We start from the raw sequence: 24,352 nt of genomic DNA, 5'->3' as shown, positions 1-24,352 counted from the left end.
GGCGCGCTTTGAATTGCGCTATGTCGAGGCGCGGAGGTTTCTGCGGATGCGCCGCCTGCCCGCTGCACGTGCCTTCTCCGCCACGACGCCGCCAATCTCGACCACCTCGGCCTCGCGAGGCCTGGCGCTGGTCGCCTTGTGGAGCCGCTCGTAAGGCAGCAATTCCTTGATCCGGGCATTGAGCGAGGCGATTTCGGCCTTGAGGTCCTCGCATTCCTGCCTCTGGACGTCGAACTGGATCTGTTCCGATGCCTGCTGCAGCGCAAGCTGTGAAAGATTGGCGTTCACTTTCGAAAGGCTCTGCTTGTCGTTTTCGTTCTCATGGTTGAGAGCGGACAACCTTTCATCGGCGATTTTCTTTTCCGCCAGGGTGTCGTTCAATTCGCTCTTGAGCCTGGCGATCTCGCTGGCGGCCTCGCTGTTCTCGTTCGAGGTTTGCTCCAGCCGCGATTGCAGGTTCTGGATCTCCGAACCCAGGCCGCGTATTTCCGCCTGGCTGCGAGCCAGCTCGGCTTCCTTGTCGCCTTCCATCAGGCGCGCCGCTTCGGTGGTTTCCGACAGCTTTGCCTGCACAGCCTCAAGCGATTTCTGGAGCCGCATCTCCTCTTTCTCGCTCTTGCCGAGCGCGGCCAGCAGTTCCGCAAGCCGCGCTGCTTCGCTGGCGTGGATCGTCGAGAGTTCGTCGAGCCTGTGACGCGCCTGGGATTCCCGCTTCAGCGCCTTGTCGAGCTCGATCGACAGCTTGACATGCTTTTCCCGCAGCATCTTGCTCTCGCGCAAGCGCCTGTTGGCCTCGACCGTCCTGCCGGTCAGCCGCTTGGCGATGTCGCCGAACTCGGCCTCGCGTTTTGCGTTCGCATTGGCTGTCTCCACGAGTTCCAGCCTTGTCGCGGCAAGCGCCGCACGAAGCGCCTCCCTGTCCTGAACCAGGCTTGTCTCGCGCTGTTGCAGCACTTCGAGAGCGCCTTCACGCTCGCGCAGCTTTCTCACCGTGTCGTGCAGCTTTTCCGCCAGCGTTCTTTGTTCGGCGGCCAGGCCGGCATTTGTAAGCTCCAGCTCGTTGGCGCGAAGAATGTCGTTGTGGAGGATGTTGAGGAATTCGCGCGTCAGATGGTGTGAGGTCCCGATCTCCGACAGCTTGTCGTTGATTTCCTCCAGATAATCCCTGGCGTCGTGGAAGAGCCCTTCAAACGCACTCAATGCAGCCAGTCGGGTCTGGGTATGAGGTGTCAGTCGTGGCCCGTTTTCGGCACTGTCCGTATCGTCGGGACTGTCCGCGTTTGCAGCATCGGCCTCGGGTGGCGGGTCGTCGGTGTCCGCGGTGGGGACATCCTGGCTTTTTGGCGGTGCCAGGTCTTCGGCATCCAGACTTGCGTCCAGCGCGTCCGCCAATTCGATCTGCAGGTCCTGATCCGCCAATACGACCTGCAGGTCCTGAACTGCTTTGTCTACCTCTTCAGCACGCTTGATCAGGCCTCTGAAGTTCATGGCCGAACTCCCTTTACGCACACCTCGACTGGAAACTTAACAAATTCCTAATATATCCTTACATCCGCCGATTGCGTAGGGGAAGCCCCCGTCGCAACGAAGGTTAATGCGGGACATTTTGGGGGAGATGCCGCGAGCGACAATGCGCGGGTGTCGGCGCTGGCCTTGCAGAACTTGGGTTCCTCGCCCCCACGGAGTGGGGGGTCCGAAGGACGGGCGAGACCCGTGGCTCGCCCCGGCAAGGTGGCTCGGGCGAAGCCCGAGACGGAGCGGGGGGATGGCTCGACTTACAGCACTTCAGCGGGCTCCGCCCCGCGGCGCGCGGCCCCCTCGCCCCCGCGGGGCGCGCGGCACCTCTCCCCCGCTTTGCGGGGGCGAGGAACCCAAGTCTTGCTAAGTCACCCCGCCATGGCCAGCGGCACGGCGCTCTTGTTGGGGATCTGGATGTCGATTTCCAGCGTCGACATGGTCTCGCCGCGGTCCATCGAGACCTGGATGTAATCCTGGTCGATCTGCACGTGCTTGGCGATGACGGCCATGATCTCCTCGCGCAGGATGGAGACGAGGTCGGGCTGGCTGCGGTTGCGGCGCTCATAGGCGAGCAGCACTTGCAGCCGCTCGCGCGCCACCGGCGCACTGGAGCGCCGCTTGAAGATGTCGAGCAGGTTCATGCCGCCCTCCTTCCCAAAAGACGATCGAGGAAACCCTTGCGTTCGAAGGGCACGATAACAGGCAATTCCTCGCCCTCGAGCCGCCTGGCGGCGTCGAGATAGGCGCGGGCCGCGGTGTTGAGCGGCTCCGAAAGCGTCACCGGCGAACCGAGGTTAGAGGCGCGCAGCACGTCCTGGCTCTCGGGAATGATGCCGAGCAGCGGCACCGACAGGATTTCCAGCACGTCGTCGATGGACAGCATTTCGCCGCGCGAAGCGCGTGCCGCGTCATAGCGCGTGACCAGCACGTGCTTGGCGATCTGCTCGCCCTGCTCGGCCTTCATGGTGCGGGCGTCGAGCAGGCCGATGATGCGATCGGAATCGCGCACGGACGACACTTCCGGGTTGGTGACGATGACCGCCTCGTCGGCAAAGCGCATGGCGAGTTGCGCGCCGCGCTCGATGCCGGCCGGGCTGTCGCAGAACACGTAGTCGAACACCGAGCGCAGCTTGTCGATGACTTCGCCGACGCCCTGCTCCGTCAGCGCATCCTTGTCGCGCGTCTGCGAGGCCGGCAGCAGGAACAGGGTATCCACCCTCTTGTCGCGGATCAGCGCCTGCGAAAGCTTGGCCGTGCCCTGGATGACGTTGACGAGGTCGAACACCACGCGCCGCTCTGCGCCCATGATCAGGTCGAGGTTGCGCAGGCCGACGTCGAAATCGACAAGCGCCACCTTCTTGCCGGTCTTGGCCACGGCCGCCCCGAGGGCCGCCGTCGAGGTCGTCTTGCCGACGCCCCCCTTGCCCGAGGTGACCACCACTACCTTGCCCATGAAAAAGCCTCCGTTGTTGTTGTGTTCTTGCCAGGCGGCCGTCGGCCGCCCCATTATCGAATGTCAGCTCAGTGTCGCGACGCGCAGGCCCTCGCCGTCGAGAAACGCCTGCACCGGCTTGCCGCGCGAAATACCTTCCATCTCCTCGGCAGTGACGTACCAGCCGTCGATCGCCAGCAGCTCCGCCTCGTTCTTCCGGCAGAAGATGCGCGCGCCCTTGTTGCCCAGCGCACCTGCCGAGGCGCGCCCGCGCAGCGTGCCGTAGACATGGATCGAGCCCGCCGCGATGATCTCCGAGCCGGACGCGACCGAACCCAGCACGATGACATCGCCATGCGGATGCACGATCGCCTGGCCGGAGCGGATCGGCGCCTTGATCATCAGCGTGCCCGAAACCTCTTGCGCAAGCTGAGGCTCGCTTTCGTCCATCTTGCTTGCGCCAGCCTTGCCGCCCGGGCCGGCTTCAGGCGCCCTGCCCTCGGCCTTGCCATCCGATGTGCCGGAAACATCCTCCCGCGCCTTGCGGCCGGGCAGCAGGCCATCCGTCGTCGCCTCCTTGGCGCCAACCAGCACCGGCGGCAATTCGGCGCCCAGCGAAGACCCTTCGAGCTCGATGGCATAGATGCGAATGCCGCGCGTACCAAGCTCCGCCACCAGCGCCGCGATCTCGCTCGGCCCAGGCTTCAGCGTGTTCAGATCCAGCAGCACCGGCCGCCCCGAAAAATACCCCGGCGAGTTGCCGATCCAGTGATCCAGCCCCTCCAGCCAGGCCGCCAAGGGATCTTCCGGAGTCAGCGTGAAAGCGACGAAGGAACGGGCACGAAAGCGAATGGATTTGGCCTCGAGGGGAGCGGCAAAAGTCACGGCTGGCGAATCCTTACTGAGAGGTAAACGCTAGCGAGGGAATGGTTAACGAATGGTTAATGCGAGGGGGCAGAGGACAGCTGGAATTAAGGTTCCTGACAGGCATTGTCGGGGGCTCGAAAGTCTAAGCGCCAGAAGCAGACATTCGAACCTCATTAGGCCCCCTGGCACCCACCGTGGGCACAGTGTATCAAATTGGACATGTACGCTCGTCATCTCGCTGACATTCTACACCGTGAACTCGCCGAGCCGGGAAAGTTTGAGGATACCCTCAAGCGCTTCGAGACATTGCGTGGTTATGGTCTACTGCCACGCGGTCGAGAACGCGCAGGCGTCCGCCTCTCGGATGAACAGGCCGCCAGTGCGGTGTTGGGATTTGTTCCAACATTGCCTAGTTGGGCCGGACACGTTTCGCTCGTCCTCGGCGGTCTCTGCGCCGTCGGTGGTCCGGCTGCATCCGTTCGAGGGACGAAGACCTTGTTGGCGTCTATCGCGGCCGTATTAGCCAGCGATGAGGCTTGCGGATCGGTCATCACCTTTTCGTTCTCGATCGCACGCAAGCAAAACGGTGACGAGCACTATGCGAAAGCCGTGGTCGAAGAGGGTGGGGAAAGAAGGACCATTTCCTATGTCTCCGATATGGCCGTCACTCTGCTCCGTGAGGGAGCGGAACAGGGCTACGACCACGACCGTATTCACGCTCCATCCGCGCGGCAGCTAGTATTGGGGCGCGAATTCTTCAACCGACTCCGTAGAGACGTCGCTATTTCGCGGCATCTCGACCTGCCACTGAAGACCGATTGGCAAGAATATGAAACTGAAGAGGAGCGTGATGACTTTCACCACCGCCTAGGTGCACGCCGCAATTCGCGATTCATGAATCTCGGCATCGACACACAGGTTACATGGCCGAAGGAACCGACTCGCACGCAGTTTGCGGGCCACCATTTCGTAATGTTTCCTAGGACAAAGGAAAATTCGCATTCGATCAGCATCGACCTGGCAAACGAGCGACTTTCCGCAGAAGCCGCAAGGACCCTTCTCAATCGTTTCCTTAGCTTGCTAAGCTGGTGCGACGACCGCTACGCAGCGCTGGGGGATGGTTGGTCGGGCAACCCAGTGCCGGTTCCTGTTCGACGTTCTGAGGGCGGGTTCTCAACGACGCCAGATTGGGTGTTCAACCGATCCCTCCCTGAAAATCTAGAATTGCTTCAGCGGCTGGCATATTACAGGGAGGGCCTCAACGCCCGTCAAGCGGGACTGGTCACCTTCGAGGTGCTGAGCTTCTTCAAGGTCTTCGAAAAAAGATCGAGCTCAAAGCGTGGCGAGCAGAACCTAACAAAGCTCTGGATCAAAGATGTGTTCGCGAAGGTCTCTGCCTCGCTCCGCCGAGAAGTCCTTGTGCGGTTCGATTCTGATCGCAAGGGTAAGGATATTGAAAAGTATGTTTTTGACAACTGCCGAGTGGCGACGGCACACGCATCGGAATGCTTTCCCTCCGATGCCGATGCTTCGCCGGAGATTCAACGCCTCTATTCTGCAGCTGAGGTGATCCACGCCCTTGCTCGTCACTTCATCCTGACCGAATACAAGTTGTCGGACACGTATTATTCGGACGAGCCAACGTGTGATTGACAAAGGTAGGGTGCGCAGAAGGTTAGGGCCTAGCCAATCGGACTCTTGCCTCACCTGGTGGGTGGCGCTTGGCTCTCGCTATAACATCCTTGAGCCGCCCGCCTAGTCGCGAATGTTCAAGAGCGATTTTTCCCAATTCTCCCTCGATCTAGGAAAAGCTGCCGCCAAACGATGGACTCGATGCATAAAATCTTCCGAGCTCAGATCGGAAATATTTCAAAGACGGTAATGCGTCAGCTCTTGGAGAAAAAGCTGGCGCGTGACGGTATTGAAATTCCCCAAGCGGCGATCGATGCCTTAGCAGATCACATCGCATCTAGACGCGACCAACCCTTCATCTGGATCGACAAAGAGACCGGCGAGGAGCCGCACGAACTTCGGAATCTGACACTCAAGCTTGATAAGACAGATGCCCTCGAGCTTAAAGCACTAACTTTGAAAATTACTGAGCGGCTACCCCACATCACCCAGGAAGTTTTCGACAGAGCCGGAAGTCATTATTTTAAGAATCTGAAAGACCGCTGGCCTACAGAGGGGGCTATTCAGCGTTTCGAGACCGATGAATTTTGTGAGCGGATTGAAGAGCGCTGGGGCGAGGGCTTGGACCTTCTGCGCATGCTCTTAACTTGCTGCCGGGAGTTTGGCAGCGAAAATCTCAAACGGCGCCAGAGATCGAAATCAAAAAAGCATTCCAATCGTGAATTCGTTCTCACCAATCTGCACGCTCGATCATGCCAAGTTGCCGATAGGTCATCACCCTCATGTCCAACGGGTTTGCCGATGGCGCGATGGCCCGCTGGCGCACCCTGCATGAGCTTTCGGTTGTGGCGACCCTTATCGCCGACGGCGACGAAACTCTGGCGGAACGCTACATTAACCACGACGCCGTTGAAGTGAAGCGACAAGCAGATGATTACAATCAGACGCAAGTTCCTCTGGGGTATGCACCAATTGGAAAAAGGGAACAACGTAGCATCGACATGGAATTTTCTGAATCTATCGCAAGCTATGGCACGGAATTCGCCTCGCCATACGGATGGGCGGCAAAACGATTGAACAAAAGAAAACCTACTTTCAAAGATCTTCAGGAAGAAGCTGGCCGCGCCGGTATGAACGCATATTACAAAATGGCAAGCTTCAACGTTCACGCCGGCGCGCGAACTATGTTTTTCCGCCTGTCGAGTTTCGGGCGGGATAACGTCCTTGTGGCGGGTCGCACCAACGCAGGTTTGGTTGAGCCAGCACAGCATACCGCCTATTCTTTGCTGCAAATTACGACATTGCTAACTGGCAGCCTCAAGAACCTCGATCGTATCCTAGAGATACAGACCTTCATCAAAATAAGGGATGCAATTCCCAAGGCATTTATGCGGGCTGACAGGAAACTTCGTCGAGACGAGGCCGCCTATCAAAATGAATTGGCGGCACGACGCTCGCGAAAGCGAAAGCGTCAACCCGGTCACACCATAGCCCCCTGAATATCCGCATGTTGTGCTTTCAGGACACACGACAACCTGTTGCGCCTGAAGTTCTGGTTCCCGACTCGCCCCCTCAATGCCGCTTGAAATACTGCACCTCCCGCTCATGCTTCTCCGCCGCCTCGCGCGTATCGAACGCGCCCAGGTTCCGCCTTTTTCCCTTTTTCGTCCTTCTTCCGCGAATAAAGCCGGTATTTTCCGCCTTTCAGTTTCCGGATCATCTCGCTCTGCCTGGCGATCAGGATTTCCGCGTGGCCTTGAGGCTGCGCGCGGCTTGCTCGACGTCCGCGCGGCCCAGCCTGTCGATCTGCGCCTGCGCCTCGTCGCCCGATAGGCCGGTGCGCACCCTCGACCTCCAGCACGTCGGAACTCGCCACCCGGCGATCCCGGCGGCGCAACTTAGGCGCCTCCGCCCTCGTGCGCCCCACGGAAGGCCCCACTGGCCTGTTGCAATCTGAGCAACACTGACACGACAGGAAATCGGCCTGCCACAAAATTGTCATGTCCCGTCCAGGTTGTGGACACGTCCTTTTCAAAGGCGCACTCTTGGGTTGCGAAACGCATGCTAGAGTTTCGCCCAACACATGCTTGAGGTGCGTCGGTGATTGTCTGACCTATCCGGATACTTCCGGCTGGGCATGACTTTCATTGTGCCGCCTATCCGTGATCAGGCTACGGCCTATCGCACGTTGCAGCCTGTTCCGGATCAACTGGGAGGTAAACAACATGCATAGCATTCAACGCAGAGAACTTCTTATTCAAGGAAGCGCGGCTCTTGTCGCGATCGCTGCTCTCTCGCGTCGCGCCTACGCTTTTCCAACACGGGCGGGCGAGGAAGTCGTTCCGTGGCTGGATCAGCCGACCGAAAACCCCAATCCGGAAGGTATCAAGACGCAGCTTGTCTGGGAGGATCTGGATAGCTGGATAACGCCAAACGACAAGTTCTTCAGCATCTCGCATTTCAATCGACCGACGATCGACGAGAAGACATGGTCCATGGAGATCGAGGGCCTGGTCAAGAAGCCCCTGAAGCTGTCGCTCGCCGACATCAAGGCGCGGCCGCGCAAGGAGGTGGTCTTCACGGTGGAATGCTCGGGCAACCACGGTTTTCCCTTTTTCACCGGCGGCATCGGCAATGCCCGCTGGGCAGGGACGCCGCTGGCGCCGATCCTCGAGGAAGCCGGCGTTCTGGAGAAGGGCATCGAGGTCGTCTTTTTCGGTACTGACGAAAGCGAGGTCGCCATACGCGACGTCAAGATGAAGCAGAATTTCGCGCGCAGCATGTCGCTCGCCGACGCGATGAGCCCGGACAATCTGCTCTGCTACGAAATGAACGGCGCCGCCTTGCCGGCGCCCAACGGTTCCCCGCTGCGGCTCATTGCTCCGGGCTGGTACGGGATCGCCAACGTCAAGTGGCTGAAGCGCATCGAGGTTCGCGACACAAGGTTCATGAGCCTTCTGATGGCCCGCGACTATGTCACCATCCGCGAGGAAGACCACAATGGCGAGACCGTATGGGCCGAGACCTCGGTGGGCCGAGCGCTGCTGAAGTCGGCACCCGCGAAGGTCACCAAGAAAGGCTCGGACTACGCCATCATCGGCGCGGCCTGGGGGGCACCGATCGACCGGGTCGAAGTGCAAATCGATCAAGCGCCCTGGGCGCCGGCGACCATCGACCACAGTGAGGAGGCCGAACACGCCTGGAAAATCTGGTCCCTGCCCTGGGCAAATCCCTCGCCGGGAGAACACACGGTGACCTCGCGCGCGGTCAGCACCACGGGACAGGTTCAACCAGCAATGGACGATCCCTTGATTGCCAAGAAGCACACATACTGGGAGAGCAATGGCCAGGTGACGCGGCGCGTCAAGATCGTTTGAGGAGAGTCGGGAAGCTTGCAGGAGGCCAGCGAAGTGGCAAAATTGTCATGCCGAGCCGGCCGCGCGTGATCGGTGGGAAAATCTCGCGCCTTTCCTCTCCCCCGTCGATCGGGGGAGAGGTGGCGAGCGAAGCTCGACGGAGTGGGGGTCGACCTTTCATCGAAGCAATGCTTCCGCCTGAATGCCGCATGCCTGAGCTTTCCTGCTCGCCCGGGTGTGCTTGTCTTGCGGCTGCGCGTTTCGCTAACGCCTTCCCCCACTCCGTCGCCGCTTCGCGGCGCCACCTCTCCCCCCTCCAGAGGGAGAGGAAGGCGCCAAGGTTGGCGAACTCGCGCCTTTCCTCTCCCCCGTCGATCGGTTCCTTGTCGTGATTGACGAAGCAAAAACGCAAAAACCCGCCTAGCGGGCGGGCACAGATCGATACCATGGACGAATATGTAGCATAGCTGCCCTCATGGCGTCAAGAATAAATTCCTATCGAACGGCGGCGCTTGGCCTTCGGCAGGGTGCGGCATGCCGCTTGAGGTCGCCATGGTCCAGGGTTTTTACGCTGAGGTGTGGTCGGTCATTGCCGGTCCCCAGCACCTCGACCGTATCATTGGCAGTAAAGGTCGCCGCCTGATATTCGTCGACATTCGCATCGCGGCCGGGGCCTTGCTTGGTGTCGGAACAGGTTTGTCGTGCTAGGATCGCCGGTCGGCACCCTGCCGCCTCTGCGCAAAGCGGCTGCAAGTGCCGGTTGGCAAGCACAGGCTGACGACAGCAGATTTTCTTGGCCGCAAATTTTCGCAAGAGCAAGGGGGCGGTGATGAGCGCAAGGGACCGATTTTTCCGCAGCCTGATGATGGCTGGCCTGTTTACCGGTGTCTTCTGGATGGATGCCGCCCTGGCGCAGGACGCAGAGTGTACGTTCAAGCCGGTGGCCGGCACATCCCGACAGATTCTGAAATGTCGGGAAGGCATTACCATCATTGTGGAAGGTGGCGCTCGTTTTACGCTGTTGGACCGCGATCGAAACGGCAGGGCCGATGCGGTCAGGTTGCGGCGCAAGGCGCTGCTGCTCGATGCTCCAGCCGGCTCGGTCCCGGGTGGCTTCGCGGTTGTCACCCCGCAGGCGATCGCCGCGGCGCGCGGCACCAAATGGGCGGTCGACGTTGGCCAGGGCAAGACGTCTGTTTTCGTCCTCAGGGGTCGCGTCGCCGTAAACCGGCCGGCGTCCAGTGCCGGCGTGGTGCTGGCGCCGGGCGAAGGCGTCGACGTCGCGGCCGGAACGGGACCACTGACCGTCAAGCGCTGGCCCGCCAAGCGCGTTTCCGCATTGCTGGCCCGTTTCGGCCAGTGAACTGCCGTGAGCAGGCGAGCGCTTCCGACGCTGATCGCGCTCATCCTGGCGGGTCTTTGGGGCGCCGGCCTGGGCTTCGCGCACTGGCGTGGTCATCTGTGGTTTCTCGATCGCGTCGAAGCAACGATGACCGATCTTCGAACGCTTGTTCGAGGAACGGCAAAGCCACCGGGGCTGATCACCATTGTCGCGATAGACGACGACGCGGTGCGGCACGAGGGTACATATCCCCTCAACCGCGCCGCGCTTGCCCGGCTTGTCGATACGATAGCGCGGCTTGGACCGAAAGCCATTGCGCTCGACCTGCTGCTGGTCGATCCCGGGGCAAAAGACAATGATGACGCGCTCGCGCGTTCGCTGAGCGGGGGTGCAAGCGTAATCGCAGCCGCGGCGGTCTACCCCGGAGGCAAACAATGGACGGTGGGCGAAGGACCCATCGCCGGCGTGCCGAATGCCGAGCGGTTCCTGTGGCCCCTGAAAGCGTTCTCGGATGTCGCGGCTGTCGGCGTCGTGAACGTGGCCACCGACAAGACAGGAACGCCCCGATTCGTGCCGTTGCTGTTTCGGGCCGGAGATCGGCTGGAAGTGTCTTTCCCCTTGCGTGTTGCCGCCATGGCAGCAGGAGAGGATCCAGAAATCGCAGCCGATCATCTATCCCTAAGCGGACGGTCTATTCGGACGGACATTGGTCACATCCTGCCCCTGACATTCTATGGTCCCCGCGGCACGATCCGCACGATCAGCGCGGCGACCGTGCTGGACGGCCAATTCGATCCCGGCACGATCCGGGATCGAATTGTTGTGATCGGAGCAACGGCAACCGGCACCGGCGATGTTTTCCCGACACCGTTCGATCCCATACTCCCGGGCGTCGAAGTCATATCGACGGCGATTGCTCATCTGATGGCCGGCGACGGAATAGTGCGAGACCAGCATGTTCGGCTTGTGGATGCCGGCTTTGCAGTGGTGCTGCCAATGATTCTTGTCGGGCTGTTGGCATGGCGGCGAAACGCCGGCGGCCTCGCGGCGATCGCCGGCGTGGTCCTGATCTGGTTCGTGGTCAACATGACCGCTTTCTCGCACCACATCTGGCTGAGCGCCGCGCTGCCGATGACCGCCGCCGTTCCGCCGGTCATCCTGTTCGGGGCCGCGCAGCTTTGGCTGGGCAGGCGCCAAGCCCAATTTTTCGCAACGCAGAGCCAATTGCTTCAACGCGTTGAAGCCCCAGGCATGGGGGAGTGGCTGGCCAAGCATGGCGACTTCCTCTCGGAGCCCGTCCGGCGAGACGCCGCCATCCTGTTCATCGATCTGTCCGGCTTCACGGGACTGAGTGAAACATTGGGACCGGTCGCCACACGCGAACTCCTGAACGGTTTTCATGCGTTGGTCGGCGAAGAAGTGACGAGTTGCGGTGGCGTCGTCACGAATTTCATGGGCGATGGAGCCATGATCCTGTTCGGTCTGCCTGAACCAGCGCCGAATGACGCCTTCAATGCCGCCCGCTGTTGTGTGGGGCTCTCCAAGCGCACCAACGATTGGCTCGCCTCGTTGCCTGCATCGACTGCATCCCGGCTCGGCTTCAAGATTGGAGCCCACCACGGAACAATCGTAGCCTCTCGGCTCGGTAGCGAAGGCCGTCAGCACATCGCAGCCATAGGTGACACAGTCAACGTTGCCAGTCGCTTGATGGAGATCGCGGCCGACCAGAATGCTGAAGTCGCGGTGAGTGACATAATGCTTAATGTCGCCGGCCGCGAGTGCGTGTTGTTCAAATCCGGTACCCTGAAAGGACCTGTGGAAACACAGATCCGTGGGCGATCCGGCTCGCTCGCAATCTGGCTTTGGCAGAGTGCACGGACGCTGCAGTAGAGGGTTGCCAGCAGGCCTGCGGCTTGCCTGTCCTGCGAACAGCGGCGCCCTCAATGCCGCTTGAAATACTGCACCTCCTTCTCATGCTTCTCCGCCGCCTCGCGCGTGTCGAACGTGCCCAGGTTCCGCCTTTTCCCGGTTTTTTCGTCCTTCTTGCGTGAATAGAGGCGGTATTTTCCGTCTTTGAGCTTCCGGATCATTTCGCCTGCCCCTCACCAAGGCTTCGCCGCCTTTTGGCGCTCAGGCTGCGCGCGGCTTGTTCGACGGCGGCGCGGTCGTGGCCCAGCCTGTCGATCAACTCCTGTGCTTCGTCGCCCGATATGCCGGTGCGCACCGCCAGCGCCTCGACTTCCAGCACGTCGGAGCTGGCGATCTCGCCGGGTGCAGCATCGCCTGCCGTCGGCGGCAGCGCTGCCTCCCTGTCGATCTCGGCCTCGGCCTGGAGCCAGTGCCGCTCGGGATCGCCCTGCATCCTGCCTTCTCGTTCCCAGATCTGGTATGCGCGCTCACGTATCCTGTCGTTCCGGTCGTGGTCCATGTCTCAGGTCCTCCTTGGGTCAGGGATAAACGTTGTGCCGATCCGAACGATCCGAAAATTGCATGACGGGATCGCGCAATGGCCTTTGGCGTGCGGGCCCGCGATCGCACTAGCCACGCCTACTGGCATTGCCGCCTCGGTCCGCCGGAGTATGGCTGGTAGCTGTTGTCTTCCGGCCGGTAGGAGCGGTAGCGGCTGAAGCAATAGTCGACATGGTCGGCGGAAAGCTCGGCGCCGCCGTCATCGGTTGCGTAGACGCCCAAGCCGGGGCCGTCTTCGCCGCCATAGCCCTCGCCTGGCTGGGCGATGCGATCGGCCACGTCGAGATAGGGCGAGATGCAGGGGCGTTGCTGCCCGCTATAGGACATGTAGCTGTTGTCGTCGGCCCGGTACGAACGGTAGCGGCTGGCGCACCAGGCGAGATGCGGAGGCGGCAGTTCGGCCGCGACGGGCGCGACGGGCGCGACGGCGCCAGTCATTGTCGGATCGGGTTTCGCTTCCTGCGGCTGCGGCTTGGCAGGGATGTCGGCCGGCGCGGACTGTTCGGCGGGCAGACGCTCGAGGCTCTGGTCCGCCTTCTCCACCGGCCGCGCTTTTTTGGTCCACAGCTCTGCCACGCTGACGGTGGCCGATGCCTGGCGCGGCGACTTCGCGGCTAGCAGCCAGGCTGCGAACCCCAGCCCGCTGCCGAAGACCGCAAGCGTCAACACGAAACCGCAGACCAGTCCCAACACCGCTTTCACGTCACGCTCCTTGAGCTGCTGCTAATAAAATGCAGCGCCTCAAGGCCGGTTCCAGAAAAACGCTCGGGCGACGCCGACGGACAAGATCGCGCAGCGGCCGATAGTCCCCAGCAAGCGCAGACACACTCCAGAAACAAATTTCAACAGTTCGGAAAAACTGGCGAAAAAATCGGATGGCATAAGCCTGCCGCGGCGGCCGGAAAATGGCCGCGCCGGGCGTTTGCCGACCAGGACGAGAAAGCATGGACATGGATTACGGTGCCGATATCGCCGGACTGGACGCGGCAAGACCGGGCAGCCCGCCCGAAGCTGAACTGGCAAGCGTCGATGCACTCGCAAAAACAACCCCAGCAACGGTCACGCACGGGCAGATCCTGACGGGCGCCGACTTTGACCGGCAGGGCCTGCCCGGGGAGCGGCTCGACACCGTCTTCGAACAGCTCGCGCAGACATTCGCCGCCTTGCCGGCGGTGATTTCCGACGGGCGGGCCTGGACCTATCAGGAACTGGACAAGCGGGCCAACCAGTTCGCCCGCCTGCTGGTCAAGCGCGGCGTGCGGCCGGGCGACCGGGTCGGGCTCATCCTCGATCGCTCGGCGGAGACCTATGTTGCACTTCTCGCGGTGGTGAAGGCGGGTGCCGCCTTCGTGCCGCTGGCCACGGCATTTCCCGAAGAGCGCATGACGCTCATCATCGAAGACGCCAACGTGAGCCTGATCGTCACCATCGCCGCCTATGCGTCGCGCGCCGGCCAATTGCCGGTTCCGCATCTGCTGATCGACAGCGCGGCTGCCGAAATCTCCAAACAGTCCGACGCGCCGCTGAAGCCGAATGCGAAGGCTTCGGACGACACCTGCTACATCCTCTACACGTCCGGCACGACAGGCCGGCCCAAGGGCGTCGTTATCAAGCACCAGAGCTTCGTCAATTTCATCCGGGTCGCCGCCGCTTCCTACGGCTACCGGCCGGGCGATCGCGTCTATCAGGGCATGACCATCGCCTTCGACTTTTCTTCCGAAGAGATCTGGGTGCCGTTCGTCGCCGGCGCGACGGTCGTGCCGGCGCCGGGCCAGATGCCCCTGGTGGGCGAGGAACTGGCCGATTTCCTGCGCCACCACGACATCACCTGCATGGCCTGCAGCCCGACGCTTCTGTCGTCGATGACATCGGACGTGCCCAGCCTGCGCACGCTGCTGGTCGGCGGCGAGGCCTGCCCGCACAATCTGGTGGTGCGCTGGTCGAAGCCGGGGCGGCAGATCCTCAACACCTACGGTCCCACCGAGGCGACCGTCACCGCCACCATGGGTGCGCTGACGCCGGACAGCCCCGTCACCATAGGCGCTCCGCTGCCGACCTACTCCATCGTCATTCTCGACGCCTCGCTGCCGCAACTTGCCGAGCCCGGTGAACTGGGCGAGATCGGCATCGCCGGCATCGGGCTCGCGGTCGGCTATCTCAACCGGCCGGACCTTACCGAACAGAAATTCATCGCCGATTTCGTCGGCCTGCCCAACAACCCGTCGAAGCGCATCTACCGGACGGGCGACCTTGGCCGGATCAACGATAGCGGCGAGATCGAATATGCCGGGCGCATCGACACCCAGGTGAAGATCCGCGGCTATCGCATCGAGCTCGGCGAGATCGAGGCGGTGCTGCTCGATCAGCCCGAGATCGCGCAGGCTGCCGTCACCACCTGGGAGATCGAGCCCGGCCGCGTCGAACTTGTCGCCTATTACGCATCGAAAGCCGGCGTGGCGGCGATTTCCCGCGCTGATCTCGCCCAGACAATGAAGCGGCGGCTGCCGGATTACATGGTGCCGTCCTATCTGGAGGAGCTGCCGGCGATCCCGATGACGGTCTCCAACAAGGTGGACCTGCGCCAGCTGCCAAAACCGACAAGCATCCGGCTTTCGGCCGATCGCGCGATGGTGGCGCCCGGCAATGACGACGAGCGTTTCCTGGCCGACGCGCTGGCCGCGGTGCTTAAATTCGACGCGGTGTCCGTCGAGGACAATTTCTTCGACGATCTCGGCGCCAACTCGCTGCTGATGGCCCATTTCTGCGCGCGCGTGCGCACCAGGAAGGAATGGGCGACGGCCTCGATGCGCGACATCTATCTCTATCCGACCGTGGCGCTGCTGGCGCGGCATCTCCGCGTTGCGGAGGAGATGACCACGGCCACCAATGAGCCGGTCCTCACCCGCCGGGCATCGAATTTTGCCTACTGGACCTGCGGCGTGGCGCAGCTGCTGTTCTACGGGCTCTACAGCTATGTTGCCCTGTGGGTGATCAATGGCGGCCTCAACTGGATGTATGAGGCGCTCGACGATCCGCTGCAGCTGTACCTGCGCTGCGTGGCGCTCTCGGCCGGTGTGTTCTTCGGCATGTCGGGCTTTGCCGTCATCGCCAAATGGGTTCTCATCGGTCGTTGGAAGGCCGAGGCGTTTCCCATCTGGGGCGTGCGCTACTTCCGCTTCTGGGTCGTCAAGACATTGATCCGCACCGCACCCGTCGTGCTGTTCCGGGGCAGCCCGCTCTACAGTCTCTATCTGCAGCTTCTCGGCACCAAACTCGGAAAAAACGCCGTCATCGAATCGAAATCCGTGCCCGTCTGCACCGATCTCATTTCCATCGGCGCCAACACCATTCTGCGCAAGGAATCGATGATCCTCGGCTATCGAGCCCAGTCCGGCTATATCCATACCGGGCCGCTGACCATCGGCCGCGATGCCTTCGTGGGCGTCGGCTCCACGCTCGACATCGACACCAGGATCGGCGACGGCGCCCAGCTCGGCCATTCATCTTCGCTGCATCGCGGGCAAAGCATACCGGACGGCGAACGCTGGCATGGATCGCCGGCCGTGCCGACCACGGCGGACTATTGCAAGGTGCGCAATGTCGATCCTTCCAACATCCGGCGCTTCCTGTTCGAAGCGGTTCAGCTGATCGGGCTGTTTGCCATCGTCACCCCTTTGCCGCTGCTGTTCCACAGCTACTGGGAGAATGTCGGCGACGACTATCAGGAGACGATCGGCATCGTCGCGATCGGCACCACGGTCACGCTGTTCGGCTACATCGCCGTGGCCTTTCTGGCAGCGACGCTGGTGCCGCGCCTGACAAACCTGATCCTCAAGCCAGGCCAAACCTACACGCTGTACGGCTTCCGCTACTGGCTGCAGACCGTTGCCGAATTCTCGAGCAATTCCCGCGTGCTCGGCCTGCTGTTCGGCGACAGCTCGGCAATCGTGCACTATATCAGGGCCATCGGCTGGAACCTCAACAAGGTGGTCCAGACCGGCTCCAACTTCGGCAGCAACCAGCAGCACGAAAACCCGCTTCTGTGCGAGATCGGCACCGAGACCATGGTGTCGGACGGGCTGTTCATGATCAACATGCACAAGTCCGCCTCGGCTTTCCGGCTCGAGCAGACGCGAATCGGCGAACGCAACTACCTCGGCAACAACATCTACTACCCGCCGGACGGACGCACGGGCGACAATGTCCTGCTCGGTACCAGGGTGATGATCCCCGTCGACGGGCCGCTACGTGAGAATGTCGGGCTCTTGGGTTCGCCTGCGTTTGAAATCCCGCGCATGGTGAACCGCGACAAGGAACTCATCGCCGGCGTCGACGAGGCCGACCGGCGCCAGCGCATCCCGCTGAAGAACCGCCACAATCTGGTGACGATTGTTCTATTCGTGGCAACGCAGTGGGTCATGCTGTTCGCCACGCTGGCGATCTGGGATCGAGCCCTGAACTACTACACTGAATGGGCGGAGGTCGCGCTCTTCGCCGCCGTGCTTTTGACCTCGGCGATCACTATTCCGTTCTACATCCTGGTCGAGCGGGCGAGCCTTGGTTTTGGCAGGCTGAAGCCGCAGATGACGACGATCTACGACGTCGCGTTCTGGCGCCACGAACGCCACTGGAAACTTGCGGATTCGCCGATCGTGGGCCTGTTCGCCGGCACGCCGTTCCGGCCGATGATCCTGCGCCTGCTGGGCGTCAAGGTCGGCAGCCGTGTCTATGACGGCGGCAGCAATTTGACCGAACGCTCGCTGGTGGAGATCGGCGACGACGTCACGCTCAACGAGGGCTGCGTCATCCAGGCCCATTCGCTGGAAGAAGGCGCGTTCAAGTCCGACTTCATCCGCATCGGCAAGGGCTGCACGCTCGGTCCTTCCGCTTTTGTCCACTATGGCGTGGTGATGGGCGAAGGCTCGGTGGTCGACGTCGATTCCTTCGTGATGAAGGGCGAAGAGCTGGAGCCCAATTCCATTTGGCGCGGCAACCCGGCCAAGCTGCATCGCTTCGTCGAGCCGGTCACCGACGATGGCTCCAAGGCATCGGCTTGAAAAAGGCATCGGCTTGAAGAGCGCAGACATCCGTCTCGTTTCCGTGACCGGGGCCAACCGGGCCCTGGTCGCGGCCCTGGAACTCGCCCCGGAGCAGATCGACTTCGTCGCCAGCAATGCGGACTCGCTCGACGAAGCCGAAGCGGACGAAGACGCGCAGCCACGCGTCATAATGGCCGGCGATCGTGTCGTCGGTTTCCTCATGTACGATGCACCGCGGAATGACGACGAGGCGCGCATCTACCGCTTCATGATCGACCGCGCCTCTCAGGGCAGAGGCTATGGCAAGGCCGCGTTGCGCGAAGTGCTGGACGAAATCATTGGGCTCGGCCACATCAGCCACGTTTCGATCTGCTACGAACCGGACAATGAAGCTGCACGAAACCTTTATCGCAGCGCCGGCTTCGTCGAAGAAGGGCTCGACGAGGACGGCGAAATGATCGCCGATCTGGTCCTGTCGGGCACAGACGAACGATCGTGACGCGGTCCTCTGAAATCGCGCTGGCGCAAACATCACTGCTGCAGGCGATGATCGCCCTTGCCCTTGCGCCCATCGGCGTCCGGGTCGGATGCCGAGTGATACGCGACGGCGACGAGGGCCATCTGCTGCCCGAAGAGGCGCGCTCTATCCCGGCGCGCCAGCCGGCCATGCGGCGGGCCAGCGGTGCGGCGCGCTGGATTGCGCACGGACTGCTGGCGGAGCTTGGCATGAACGGCGTCGCCAGCCCGCGCGCGCCAACCGGCGCGCCGGTCTGGCCCGACGGGATCACCGGCTCGCTGGCCCATGACGACGACATGGCCGTGGCGGCGGTTGCGCCCATTGGCCATATCGCCTCGCTGGGCATCGACGTCGAGCCCGCGCAACCGCTCCCGGACGAGATCTTCGCACTTGTTACAATCCCTGCCGATAGGACGGACGCAGCGGACCGGCATCTTGCCGGTCGCATCCTCTTTTGCGCCAAGGAAGCCGTCTACAAGGCCGTCTATCCCCTCGATCGCGAGGTGCTGGGCTATGAGGATATCACTGTGGATCTCAACGCAGGCCAAGCGACGACGAAGACGGGCCGCAAGGTCAGCCTCGCATACTGCGTTGCCCCGCGCGTGGTCGTGCTGGCGTTTGTCGAGACGCGTTAGCGCTACTCGCCAACCACCTCCGTGTACCCCCTCACCTCGCCATCGAGCCCACGCAACCGCCAGCTCTCCCCGTCCCGCCCCTCGACATAACAAGGCCCGATCGGCACCTTGCCGCCGCCTTCCGGCAGGTCGAGCACATAGACGGGGTTGCAGATGCCCGACAGCCGCGCGCGCAATGCCGCGGCCAGCGCCTGGCCCTGCGCAATCATCGTGCGCCTGTGCGCCATGCCGCGCGCGAGGTCGCCGTGGTGCAGGTAATAGGGTTTGACGCCGAGCCGATACATCAGCTCGCGGCAGAGCTCTTCCAGCACCTCGATCGTGTCGTTGACGCCCTTGAGCAGAACGCTCTGGTTGAGCAGCACGAAACCCGCGTGGCGCATCGTCCGGCAGGCTGTCTCGGTCGCGGGCGTGATCTCACGCGCGTGGTTGAAATGGGTGACGATTGTGACCATCAGCCGGCCCTGCAGGGCAGCAACCAGCCCTGGCGTAATGCGCGATGGCAGTGCCACCGGCACGCGCGTGTGGATGCGCAGGAGCCGCACATGCGCGATCGCCTCGATGCGCGCGAAGATTTCGGCCAGGGCCTTGTCGGACAAGGACAGCGGATCGCCGCCGGTCAGGATCACCTCGCGGATTTCGGGGTGGTCTGATATATAGGCCAGCGCCGGCTCCAGCGCCTCGCGCGTATAGCCGCGGCCGATCGCGGTCAGCGACTCCTTACGGAAGCAGAACCGGCAATAGACCGCGCATTGATAGGTCGGGAACAGCAGCACCCGGTCGGCATGGCGATGCGTCAGCCGCGGCACCGGGCTGAACTCATGGTCGGCGATCGGATCGTCAAGCTCGCCGTCCTGCTCCATCAATTCGTCGGGCGACGGGATGACCTGCGCCCGGATCGGATCGGCGGGATCGTTCCAGTCGATCAGGTCGAGATAGGCTTTGGGAACGCGCACCTTGTGGTTTGCCGCCGCGGCTTGAGCCGCTGCACGCTCGGCTGGCGACAGCGGCAGGGAGGCGAGATCGCGGACGTGGCGAACACCGGCGCGGATTTCCGCCTGCCAAGCGGTGTCGGGGGCGACGGCGGGTGTGGGGTGGAGTTTGGTGTCTGAGGTCATCGGGTTTCTCGGGTGGTAGCTTGGGGCGGACCTATCGGGCGGATGGCTGGTGAGGTCAACAGCCCCATTTGCTACGGCCGCGATCCTTCACACCCCCCTCTGTCCTGCCGGACATCTCCCCCGCAAGGGGGGAGATTGGATGTCGCCATCACTTTCGCCAACCGTCAACGTCGCAAGACAAGCGCCGTGATTGAAGCGCCGATCTCCCTCCTTGCGGGGGAGATGCCCGGCAGGGCAGAGGGGGGTGTTCAAGCGCCAACCTACCCATCCCCAACTTTCGCTGCATCGATCACGCCTGCAATTTCAGGCAAGCTCACAGGCGACAGCGCCGCGAGGGGAGATGCGACGCCTCGGGAGGAGGACTGCCATGGGCCAAACAACACCGGCGCTGCAGGGGCACGGGTGGCTCTGGATCGGTCGAGCACCAAAATCTTGACGGCGCGGGCACGGCAGTCTCTTGTTCCAGCATATTCGGCCGACAAGGGAGGTGCCACCATCCTGATCGGTCCTCAAGCCATTCCTTCAATGCGCCACGCCATCCGAAGCGTGGAGCAGCCTCCAGGTCAAACCAACGCGACCGTGGAACTGTGAAACAAAATGTTCGGCGGCCATAGTCTCGAGGCCGTCATCGACGAGCGCCTCGATGCTTCGCCGCATCAAGACAAGCTGCATCTGCCTGGCGTGTTCCAGGTCTGCCTCTCGCATGATTGCCGTGACGTGGTAGGCGACGACGGGCTGGCCGAGGCAAGATAGTAGCGCGTTGGCCTCGGCTGTCACCGCCATCACTGCGTCTTCGATCTTCATTCTGGCGCTCCTCATCAAAAATGATGCTGGCGCCTCCCCGTAAGGCGACGGTGGTCCGTCGCTTCTTTTTTGAGTACCCCGCGCGGCCGAAAGCGGCACGCCGCGCTGATAGTTGCAGTCTTTCCAGGTCCCTCGAGCAGCCTCGTTCGACCAAAAACAGTATCCGCCAAATTTGATTCAAAGGCGACCGGATAGTTAATCGATGGTTAATGGGCCGATTGCATCCCCGATGGACCAGGATGTTTGGCTTCGACGGTCGCTGCCGCGCAATTGCCGCAAAGCTGCTCGATGGCTCGCAGCCTGTGGATCGCCTATGGGGGGTTATGTCATGCGGCTGGTCTGGACCATCATCTTTGCGCTCGCAACCGGCACGGTTCTCGCGGCCTCGCCGGAGGACGACTATATCGCCGCACGTGACAAGGCGATTTCCACCATCGCGGCACTGGCAAGCGCGAACGAATCCGTTGAAACGCTCGATGCCGCCGGAACGAAGGCGTTGGCCGATCTCGAAGGGCGTCTGTCCACCATCCTCGGCCCCTTGGCGGTTGCCGATTTCCCGGCAAACGGCACGATCAATCTCGGAAGCCTGAGCGATGCCGATATCGGATTCGGCATGCTCGATGGTTTGCGATACGCCAAAAGCGATGACGGCCCGAGCCTCGTGGCAACGACGCGGGGGCTGCTCGAGCGCTGGCTCCAGTCCAGGGCGGCCGAGTTGGACGAAAGCTTCAGACTGCCCGCCAGCATCGATGCGGCGCTGAAGCTCGATGCTTTCTACACCCAGGCGATCAACAGCGACGCTGCGTTCACGGGGACTCTCGACTTGTCCCTGAAGAAGCCAGAAGGCGCAGACATCGCCTTCGCGCGGCTCGGCGGCTGGGCGCAGGACATAGGACCGAACCCCGACCAGCAGGTCATCGTCACGCTCGTCAAGGGCAATAGCGTCATGATCGCCTCGGCGCCCGCGGCAGCGCCTATACCCAAGATCGCGGCCTGCGACGCCGTGTGGACGTCGGCGGACGCCGCCGCCCAGAAATTCCAGGAGGCTTACCAGGCCTCGGACCTCAAGGACGAAACGGCGTACGATGCCGCCAATGTCGCCTGGGAAAAGGGGGACGCCGACTATCGCGCCTGCCTGGGCGAGCACCTGCCGAGCGAGCCGGTCTTCCCCGCACTTCTCGCCCAGGCACAGGAGCTTGCCGATCACATGGCCGGCAAGTAGGCCACTTCCCGGCGCGTCGGCGCCGAGCCTGCTCAGCCCTGCCGCTGTTGGCCCTTTGCGCCCGCCATCGCCACATACGCGCTCTCGATCGTCTCGAAAGTCAGCTCCGGATAGAGCGCCCCGGCTTCCGGCGTGGCCGTTTCAAGCGCTGTCTCGCCGCGTATCCAGAACGCCCGCAGCAAGCCGAGGCCGGGAGCTACCGCGATCATCGCCTCCAGTTCGTCGGCGCTCTGCTGCAAGATGCGCGGCGACCGTCCACTCACGCGGCGCCACAGATCGATCATCTCGTTCTGGGTGATCTTGTTCTGGGCGATCCGGATTTCGCTGCGGATGGCACCGGGGTCGTTCAACGCGCGCAAGGTGACGGCGGCAATGTCCTTCTCGCTGACGAATGTCGCCGGCACATTGCCGTTGCCATAAAGCGTCACCTTTTCGGGAGGCAAAGGCGACGAGCCGAAGCGCATCAAGTCGCCCAACGTTGCCACCCAGGTCGAAAAGAAGCCGTTGGTGTAGATCACCGTATAGGGCAGATCGGCCTCCTTGATCGCCGAAAAGACATCTCGCTTGATGTCCAGTGGCGGGATGGAACCCGGGGCGGCTGCGGCAAAGTCGAGGCCGAAGCCGGCGGAAGGCACATAGCGGGAGACGCCGGCATCCTTGAGCGCGCGCACCAGCGTCATCTCGCTGGCCGAGCTGACATGCACTGAGGAGATGACGCGATCCACCTTGCCGGCGGCCCGGACAAGGCTGCCATGGTCGTCGAGATCGCCGACATGGACCGTGGCGCCGAGGTCGCGGAGCGGGCGCAGCCGCTCTTCATTGCGCGCCGTCGAAGGCCGGACCAGGACATGAAGGCGATCGCCATTGCGCGCACTGGCCTTCGCCATCTCGCTGCCGAGAAGCCCCGTCGCGCCGATGATCAGGGTGCTGGTCATATCGCCCTCCCATTGCGCAGGATGGAACCGTCCCAGTCGCGCTCGAACCCAATGTCATGCAGGCGATGGTCCGAGAGGCGCGCAACGCGGCGCAGCGCGCGGCGGCGTTCGACCGCCACTGAGGTTCTCAGTGCAAGACCGCTTATCGCGGCGCTGATGGATTGGAAGGTGGGATTCATTGTCCGTCTCCTGTGTTTGCTGGGCTCAAGCGTGCCGACCCCATTCGAGGGGCGAGCATGACGATTGCTCACACTGTTTCTGATCGTTCAGCGCAGTGGCGAGATGGAAAACCCGACCTGAATGCGCTGCTACGTCAATAGATTGGACATTTCTGGACTGGACGACAAACGACTCTTTTTGCATGATTTGTGAGTAACACTCACAGGTGAATCATGCCGCGCAGACTGCCGCCCCTTACCGCTTTGCCCGCTTTCGAGGCTGCTGCCAGGCATTTGAGTTTTTCGAAGGCGGCGGGCGAGCTCAACGTTACCCATGGCGCCGTCAGCCGCGCTATCCGCAACATCGAGGACAGGCTGGGTATCCAGCTTTTCGATCGCGGGACGCGGTCCGTGCGCCTGACCCCGGTGGGCGCCGCCTATGCGTCGGAAGTCAGGAAGGCGCTGGACCAGATCGCCGCCGCCACCATCGCCGCCACACCCGACCGCACCACGGGTATCCTGAATGTCAGCACATCGGACGGTTTTGCCGGCCGTTGGCTGGTGCCGAGGCTGCACCGCTTCCACCGCGCCAATGCCGACATCGACGTGCGGCTCTCGACCTCGGGGATGCTTGCCGATTTCGTCAGCGACGGCATCGACATCGCCATCCGCTATGGCAAGGGCGGCTATACCGGAGTGACCGAAGAATTCCTCGCTGATGAAGAGGTCTTCCCGGTCTGCAGCCCCGAACTGCTGCAAGGCGAACATCCGCTGCGCCTGCCGGCGGATCTCAGGCACCACAAATTGATTCATGACGCTTTTCGCATCGACTGGGCGACATGGCTCGAACACGCAGGCGTCGGCGATGTCGACCCCAAGCGTGGCGTGCGCTTCGATTCCGCCACCTTCGCCGTCGAGGCCGCGGTACACGGTGAAGGCGTGCTGCTCGGCCGAAGCGCCCTGGTCTCGGCCGATCTAGCGGCGGGGCGGCTGGTGCGGCCTTTCGACCTGGCGCTGAAATCCGCCTCACGCTATTACGTCGTCTACCCTGACGGTGCGCTGCGCCAGAAGAAGATCAGGGCCTTCCGCGACTGGCTGTTCGCCGAAGTGGCGACCGACTGGATTGGTTCGACGAAGAGCGGTTGAGGCAGAAGGCTTGCGCCTGCGAGACCCAAGCAGCGCTGCGCCGACCCCCACCCCGCTGCTTCGCAGCGACCCTCCCCACAAGGGCAGGGGAATCGCACATGAGTACAAAGGGACTCTTGTGTGGTGTGCGGAAATCGATTCTGAAAGGACCTCTGGATGATCGGA

23 protein-coding genes are annotated in these 24,352 nt (G+C 62.3%); 12 read left to right on the top strand and 11 right to left on the bottom strand.

Going from position 1 to position 24,352, the window contains the following annotated elements; all coding sequences use genetic code 11:
• Positions 1 to 18: 18 nt before the first annotated feature.
• From NKH57_RS25170 to minC, 4 genes are all read right to left on the bottom strand, one after another.
• A complete protein-coding gene (locus tag NKH57_RS25170; RefSeq protein ID WP_352948237.1) occupies positions 19 to 1,488 on the bottom strand; it encodes a coiled-coil domain-containing protein in 1,470 nt (489 codons plus the stop codon).
• Positions 1,489 to 1,886: 398 nt separating this feature from the next.
• Positions 1,887 to 2,159, bottom strand: coding sequence for a cell division topological specificity factor MinE (gene minE, locus NKH57_RS25165; protein WP_352486085.1), 273 nt, complete (start codon positions 2,157 to 2,159; stop codon positions 1,887 to 1,889).
• Positions 2,156 to 2,971, bottom strand: coding sequence for a septum site-determining protein MinD (gene minD, locus NKH57_RS25160; protein WP_031260481.1), 816 nt, complete (start codon positions 2,969 to 2,971; stop codon positions 2,156 to 2,158). Before minD ends, minE begins: the two co-directional genes overlap by 4 nt.
• Positions 2,972 to 3,034: 63 nt before the next feature.
• Positions 3,035 to 3,835: a septum site-determining protein MinC gene (gene minC / locus NKH57_RS25155; protein ID WP_352948234.1), complete on the bottom strand. Its 801-nt coding sequence runs from the start codon at positions 3,833 to 3,835 to the stop codon at positions 3,035 to 3,037.
• A 201-nt stretch (positions 3,836 to 4,036) separates the two neighbouring features.
• Between minC and mauJ the strand changes: the two genes are divergently transcribed.
• From mauJ to NKH57_RS25120, 7 genes are all read left to right on the top strand, one after another.
• Positions 4,037 to 5,470: a methylamine utilization protein MauJ gene (mauJ, locus tag NKH57_RS25150; RefSeq protein ID WP_352832257.1), complete on the top strand. Its 1,434-nt coding sequence runs from the start codon at positions 4,037 to 4,039 to the stop codon at positions 5,468 to 5,470.
• A 180-nt stretch (positions 5,471 to 5,650) separates the two neighbouring features.
• Positions 5,651 to 6,367: a hypothetical protein gene (locus NKH57_RS25145; protein WP_352948271.1), complete on the top strand. Its 717-nt coding sequence runs from the start codon at positions 5,651 to 5,653 to the stop codon at positions 6,365 to 6,367.
• Complete coding sequence (locus NKH57_RS25140; RefSeq protein ID WP_352948231.1) at positions 6,259 to 6,948, top strand: DUF5677 domain-containing protein; 690 nt, start codon at positions 6,259 to 6,261, stop codon at positions 6,946 to 6,948. The genes NKH57_RS25145 and NKH57_RS25140 overlap by 109 nt, the downstream gene beginning before the upstream one ends.
• Before the next feature lie 726 nt (positions 6,949 to 7,674).
• Positions 7,675 to 8,826 (top strand): sulfite oxidase, encoded by a 1,152-nt coding sequence (locus NKH57_RS25135; protein WP_352948228.1) that lies wholly within the window; start codon positions 7,675 to 7,677, stop codon positions 8,824 to 8,826.
• 513 nt (positions 8,827 to 9,339) lie between these two features.
• Entirely contained in the window at positions 9,340 to 9,513 is a 174-nt protein-coding gene (locus NKH57_RS25130; RefSeq protein ID WP_352948225.1) for a hypothetical protein, read from the top strand.
• A gap of 121 nt (positions 9,514 to 9,634) precedes the next feature.
• Positions 9,635 to 10,168 carry a FecR domain-containing protein gene (locus NKH57_RS25125; RefSeq protein ID WP_502907336.1) on the top strand — a complete coding sequence of 178 codons (534 nt, stop codon included), beginning with the start codon at positions 9,635 to 9,637 and terminating at the stop codon, positions 10,166 to 10,168.
• Positions 10,169 to 10,174: 6 nt separating this feature from the next.
• A complete protein-coding gene (locus NKH57_RS25120) occupies positions 10,175 to 12,037 on the top strand; it encodes a CHASE2 domain-containing protein (protein WP_352948223.1) in 1,863 nt (620 codons plus the stop codon).
• 50 nt (positions 12,038 to 12,087) lie between these two features.
• Here NKH57_RS25120 and NKH57_RS25115 read toward each other — a convergent pair whose 3' ends face one another.
• The 3 genes from NKH57_RS25115 to NKH57_RS25105 form a co-directional block, all read right to left on the bottom strand.
• Entirely contained in the window at positions 12,088 to 12,237 is a 150-nt protein-coding gene (locus NKH57_RS25115; protein ID WP_010910556.1) for a hypothetical protein, read from the bottom strand.
• On the bottom strand, positions 12,234 to 12,575 hold the full coding sequence (locus NKH57_RS25110) for a DUF2934 domain-containing protein (protein WP_352602146.1): 342 nt from the start codon (positions 12,573 to 12,575) through the stop codon (positions 12,234 to 12,236). Before NKH57_RS25110 ends, NKH57_RS25115 begins: the two co-directional genes overlap by 4 nt.
• A gap of 119 nt (positions 12,576 to 12,694) precedes the next feature.
• Entirely contained in the window at positions 12,695 to 13,318 is a 624-nt protein-coding gene (locus NKH57_RS25105) for a BA14K family protein (protein WP_352948221.1), read from the bottom strand.
• A 242-nt stretch (positions 13,319 to 13,560) separates the two neighbouring features.
• Between NKH57_RS25105 and NKH57_RS25100 the strand changes: the two genes are divergently transcribed.
• From NKH57_RS25100 to NKH57_RS25090, 3 genes are read left to right on the top strand one after another with little or no spacing between them, the layout of a single operon-like run.
• Positions 13,561 to 17,673, top strand: a complete 4,113-nt coding sequence (locus tag NKH57_RS25100; RefSeq protein ID WP_352948218.1) for a Pls/PosA family non-ribosomal peptide synthetase — start codon at positions 13,561 to 13,563, stop codon at positions 17,671 to 17,673.
• Entirely contained in the window at positions 17,651 to 18,154 is a 504-nt protein-coding gene (locus NKH57_RS25095; protein ID WP_023760122.1) for a GNAT family N-acetyltransferase, read from the top strand. The genes NKH57_RS25100 and NKH57_RS25095 overlap by 23 nt, the downstream gene beginning before the upstream one ends.
• Positions 18,155 to 18,201: 47 nt before the next feature.
• On the top strand, positions 18,202 to 18,807 hold the full coding sequence (locus NKH57_RS25090) for a 4'-phosphopantetheinyl transferase family protein (protein ID WP_352948265.1): 606 nt from the start codon (positions 18,202 to 18,204) through the stop codon (positions 18,805 to 18,807).
• Between the two features lie 2 nt (positions 18,808 to 18,809).
• Here NKH57_RS25090 and NKH57_RS25085 read toward each other — a convergent pair whose 3' ends face one another.
• Positions 18,810 to 19,922 (bottom strand): KamA family radical SAM protein, encoded by a 1,113-nt coding sequence (locus tag NKH57_RS25085; RefSeq protein WP_352948216.1) that lies wholly within the window; start codon positions 19,920 to 19,922, stop codon positions 18,810 to 18,812.
• A gap of 522 nt (positions 19,923 to 20,444) precedes the next feature.
• On the bottom strand, positions 20,445 to 20,726 hold the full coding sequence (locus NKH57_RS25080) for a hypothetical protein (protein ID WP_352602158.1): 282 nt from the start codon (positions 20,724 to 20,726) through the stop codon (positions 20,445 to 20,447).
• 313 nt (positions 20,727 to 21,039) lie between these two features.
• Here NKH57_RS25080 and NKH57_RS25075 point away from each other — a divergent pair, with 313 nt between their 5' ends.
• Positions 21,040 to 21,948 carry a hypothetical protein gene (locus tag NKH57_RS25075; protein ID WP_352602160.1) on the top strand — a complete coding sequence of 303 codons (909 nt, stop codon included), beginning with the start codon at positions 21,040 to 21,042 and terminating at the stop codon, positions 21,946 to 21,948.
• A 32-nt stretch (positions 21,949 to 21,980) separates the two neighbouring features.
• On the opposite strand, the gene NKH57_RS25070 is transcribed toward NKH57_RS25075, so the two are convergent.
• Together NKH57_RS25070 and NKH57_RS25065 are read right to left on the bottom strand one after the other, a co-directional pair.
• The gene (locus NKH57_RS25070; RefSeq protein ID WP_352948214.1) at positions 21,981 to 22,883 is read right to left on the bottom strand and encodes an NmrA family NAD(P)-binding protein; all 903 of its coding nucleotides are present in this window, start codon (positions 22,881 to 22,883) and stop codon (positions 21,981 to 21,983) included.
• A complete protein-coding gene (locus NKH57_RS25065) occupies positions 22,880 to 23,062 on the bottom strand; it encodes a YjiS-like domain-containing protein (protein WP_352948211.1) in 183 nt (60 codons plus the stop codon). The genes NKH57_RS25070 and NKH57_RS25065 overlap by 4 nt, the downstream gene beginning before the upstream one ends.
• Before the next feature lie 213 nt (positions 23,063 to 23,275).
• Between NKH57_RS25065 and NKH57_RS25060 the strand changes: the two genes are divergently transcribed.
• Entirely contained in the window at positions 23,276 to 24,187 is a 912-nt protein-coding gene (locus NKH57_RS25060; protein WP_352948208.1) for a transcriptional regulator GcvA, read from the top strand.
• The last annotated feature ends 165 nt before the right edge of the window (positions 24,188 to 24,352 follow it).

Origin of the sequence: Mesorhizobium sp. M1050 (assembly GCF_040318715.1) — a bacterium.
Classification (GTDB): domain Bacteria; phylum Pseudomonadota; class Alphaproteobacteria; order Rhizobiales; family Rhizobiaceae; genus Mesorhizobium.
The sequence above is the reverse complement of the archived record's forward strand: the minus strand, read 5'-3'. Positions and strand labels throughout refer to the sequence as shown.

Bases quoted from the DNA above. Each gene is read 5' to 3' on its own strand.
- NKH57_RS25115 (WP_010910556.1), bottom strand. From the start codon at position 12,237: ATGATCCGGAAGCTCAAAGACGGAAAATACCGCCTCTATTCACGCAAG.
- NKH57_RS25085 (WP_352948216.1), bottom strand. From the start codon at position 19,922: ATGACCTCAGACACCAAACTCCACCCCACACCCGCCGTCGCCCCCGAC.
- NKH57_RS25110 (WP_352602146.1), bottom strand. From the start codon at position 12,575: ATGGACCACGACCGGAACGACAGGATACGTGAGCGCGCATACCAGATC.
- NKH57_RS25170 (WP_352948237.1), bottom strand. From the start codon at position 1,488: ATGAACTTCAGAGGCCTGATCAAGCGTGCTGAAGAGGTAGACAAAGCA.
- NKH57_RS25125 (WP_502907336.1), top strand. From the start codon at position 9,635: ATGAGCGCAAGGGACCGATTTTTCCGCAGCCTGATGATGGCTGGCCTG.
- minD (WP_031260481.1), bottom strand. From the start codon at position 2,971: ATGGGCAAGGTAGTGGTGGTCACCTCGGGCAAGGGGGGCGTCGGCAAG.
- NKH57_RS25100 (WP_352948218.1), top strand. From the start codon at position 13,561: ATGGACATGGATTACGGTGCCGATATCGCCGGACTGGACGCGGCAAGA.
- mauJ (WP_352832257.1), top strand. From the start codon at position 4,037: ATGTACGCTCGTCATCTCGCTGACATTCTACACCGTGAACTCGCCGAG.
- NKH57_RS25140 (WP_352948231.1), top strand. From the start codon at position 6,259: ATGGCCCGCTGGCGCACCCTGCATGAGCTTTCGGTTGTGGCGACCCTT.
- NKH57_RS25095 (WP_023760122.1), top strand. From the start codon at position 17,651: ATGGCTCCAAGGCATCGGCTTGAAAAAGGCATCGGCTTGAAGAGCGCA.
- NKH57_RS25070 (WP_352948214.1), bottom strand. From the start codon at position 22,883: ATGACCAGCACCCTGATCATCGGCGCGACGGGGCTTCTCGGCAGCGAG.
- NKH57_RS25090 (WP_352948265.1), top strand. From the start codon at position 18,202: ATGATCGCCCTTGCCCTTGCGCCCATCGGCGTCCGGGTCGGATGCCGA.
- NKH57_RS25135 (WP_352948228.1), top strand. From the start codon at position 7,675: ATGCATAGCATTCAACGCAGAGAACTTCTTATTCAAGGAAGCGCGGCT.
- minE (WP_352486085.1), bottom strand. From the start codon at position 2,159: ATGAACCTGCTCGACATCTTCAAGCGGCGCTCCAGTGCGCCGGTGGCG.
- NKH57_RS25065 (WP_352948211.1), bottom strand. From the start codon at position 23,062: ATGAATCCCACCTTCCAATCCATCAGCGCCGCGATAAGCGGTCTTGCA.
- NKH57_RS25130 (WP_352948225.1), top strand. From the start codon at position 9,340: ATGCCGCTTGAGGTCGCCATGGTCCAGGGTTTTTACGCTGAGGTGTGG.
- NKH57_RS25080 (WP_352602158.1), bottom strand. From the start codon at position 20,726: ATGAAGATCGAAGACGCAGTGATGGCGGTGACAGCCGAGGCCAACGCG.
- NKH57_RS25060 (WP_352948208.1), top strand. From the start codon at position 23,276: ATGCCGCGCAGACTGCCGCCCCTTACCGCTTTGCCCGCTTTCGAGGCT.
- NKH57_RS25075 (WP_352602160.1), top strand. From the start codon at position 21,040: ATGGGGGGTTATGTCATGCGGCTGGTCTGGACCATCATCTTTGCGCTC.
- NKH57_RS25145 (WP_352948271.1), top strand. From the start codon at position 5,651: ATGCATAAAATCTTCCGAGCTCAGATCGGAAATATTTCAAAGACGGTA.